The 2,032-nt window shown below is 67.1% G+C and carries 3 protein-coding genes; all 3 read right to left on the bottom strand.

The features are described from left to right. Positions 1-239: hypothetical protein (locus tag ACIBEJ_RS52145; RefSeq protein ID WP_397190518.1), on the bottom strand; the 239-nt coding region annotated here is incomplete at its 3' end. After that, positions 236-1,099 carry a carbohydrate ABC transporter permease gene (locus tag ACIBEJ_RS52140; protein ID WP_397190517.1) on the bottom strand — a complete coding sequence of 288 codons (864 nt, stop codon included), beginning with the start codon at positions 1,097-1,099 and terminating at the stop codon, positions 236-238. The genes ACIBEJ_RS52140 and ACIBEJ_RS52145, both read right to left, overlap by 4 nt. A 48-nt stretch (positions 1,100-1,147) precedes the next feature. After that, on the bottom strand, positions 1,148-2,032 hold an 885-nt coding region (locus tag ACIBEJ_RS52135; protein WP_397190516.1), incomplete at its 5' end, for an ABC transporter substrate-binding protein.

The following is a 2,032-nucleotide window of genomic DNA, read 5'->3' as shown; positions in this document are numbered from 1 at the left end:
GAGACGACGGTGAGCACCGTGATCGACAGCAGGGTGACGGTGATGCTGTTGATCAGGCCGTTCCAGAACAGCCCATCCGGGCGGGTGAGGGCTTGGGTGAGGTTGTCCAGGGTGGGCGGGATCGGGAGGGCGGCGGGGTCGGCGGTGATCTGCGGGCCGGGTTTGAAGACGTTGGTCACCACCAGGTACAGCGGCAGGAAGAACGCGCTCGTGACGGCGATGGCCAGAAGTTTTCTCATAGGTCGACCTCGCGGCGTTTGAGCAGGCGCAGCACCAGGGTGGAGACGGTGGCGACGATGACGAGCATGAGGATGGCCAGGGCGGAGGACAGGCCGGTGCGGTTTTGGTTGAAGCCGATCTGGATGACGTCGAAGGCGAGGGTGGCGGTGGTGCCCAGGCCGGGTCCGCCGGCGGTGAGGACCTGGACGTGGTCGTAGGCCTTGAACCCGGTGATGAGCAGCATCACCGTGTTCAACGTCAGGGCGGGGGCGAGCATCGGCCAGGTCACCTTGCGAAAGCGCAGCCACGGCCCGGCGCCGTCGATTTTGGCTGCTTCCTGCAGGGTGTCCGGGACGGCTTGCAGGCCGGCGAGGTAGACGACGGAGCAGAAGCCGAGCATCTGCCAGGAGATGACGAACGCGATCGAGTAGAGGGCGAGGTCGGGGTCGGACAGCCAGCCGATGCGGGTGCCGAGCAGCCGGTTGATCAGTCCTTCGTCCTGCAGCAGCGCCATCCACACGACGCTGACCACGACGGAGCTGAGCACGACCGGGACGAAGAACACGCTGCGCAGCGTGTGGTAGAGCCAGCCGCGCCGGTCCAGCAGCAGCGCCACGGCGACGCCGCCCACGTTGGGCAGGATGACGATGATCAGGGTGAGGATGGTGGTGACCCGCAGCGACCGCAGGAACCCGCTGTCGGCCAGCAGGGTGAGGTAGTTGGCGGCGCCGACGAAGGTGGTGTCGGTGTGGAACAGGTCGGCGTTGGTCAGGCTGTAGCCGAAACTCAGCAGGATCGGCGCGAGCACGAAACACGCGTACACCACCAGCCCCGGCGCCGCGAACAGCAGCGGGTAACCAGCCCCGCTCCGCACCCGCACCCACACAGACGGGCGGGCGCGGGAAGAGGTTGTGCGAGCGAGCAGCATCTATTGGCCGCCGGCCTTGGTCCACTCCTCGTCCAGGAGTTTGGCGGCCTGCGCGCCGTCGGTCTTGCCGGCGATGATCTGCTGGGCGATGGCGAACACCTTCTCGCCGACCCCGGGCAGCAGGGCGTCGTCGCCGGTCTCCACGGTGAAGGCGTTGACCACCGTGCCGGATTTGAACACCTGCAGGGTGGCGTCGTAGACCGGGCCCATCGCCGGCGGCTGGTAGCCCTTGATCGCGATGATCGCCGCGTCCGTCTTGACCAGCACGTCGTTGTTGGCCGCGTTCTGGTTGAACTCCAGCGCGAACGTCCGCGCCGCCGCCAGCTGCTTCGATTGGGCGTTCACGATCGGCCCGCCCCCCGTATAGGACGGCACGTACGTGGTGCCGTCATCACTCGGCCAGGCGAACACCCCCACCTCGAAGCCCGGCTTGTTCGCGTCGGCTGAGGCGGCGAACCACGACCCCATCGGATACATCGCGCCCTTGCCGTCCAGGAACGCCTTCTCCGTCGAGGGGTAGTCACGCGAGAGCCCGGCCTTGTCCACATAGCCCTTGCCGACCAGGTCGGCGAACTTCTGGGTGGCCTTGACGAACAGCGGATCGGTGAACCTCACCTGCCCGGCCCGCCGCTTGAGCAGGAAGTCCGGCTGCCGGCTGTACACATCCGCGCCGACCAGCGCGATCCACAGGTAGCCGGCGGCGAAGGCGTCCTTGCCGCCGCCGCCCACCACGAACGGGTTGACCCCCTTGGCCTTCAGCCTCGCGCTCACATCCAGCAGTTCGGCGTAGGTCTTCGGCGGCGCGCTGATCCCGGCCTGCGCGAACAGCTTCTTGTTGTAGTAGACCAGCGGTGTCGGCTGCGAGTTGTAGGGAAGCTGGTAGAT

This window comes from Nonomuraea sp. NPDC050790 (assembly GCF_044456745.1).
Lineage (GTDB): Bacteria > Actinomycetota > Actinomycetes > Streptosporangiales > Streptosporangiaceae > Nonomuraea.
The sequence above is the reverse complement of the archived record's forward strand: the minus strand, read 5'-3'. Positions and strand labels throughout refer to the sequence as shown.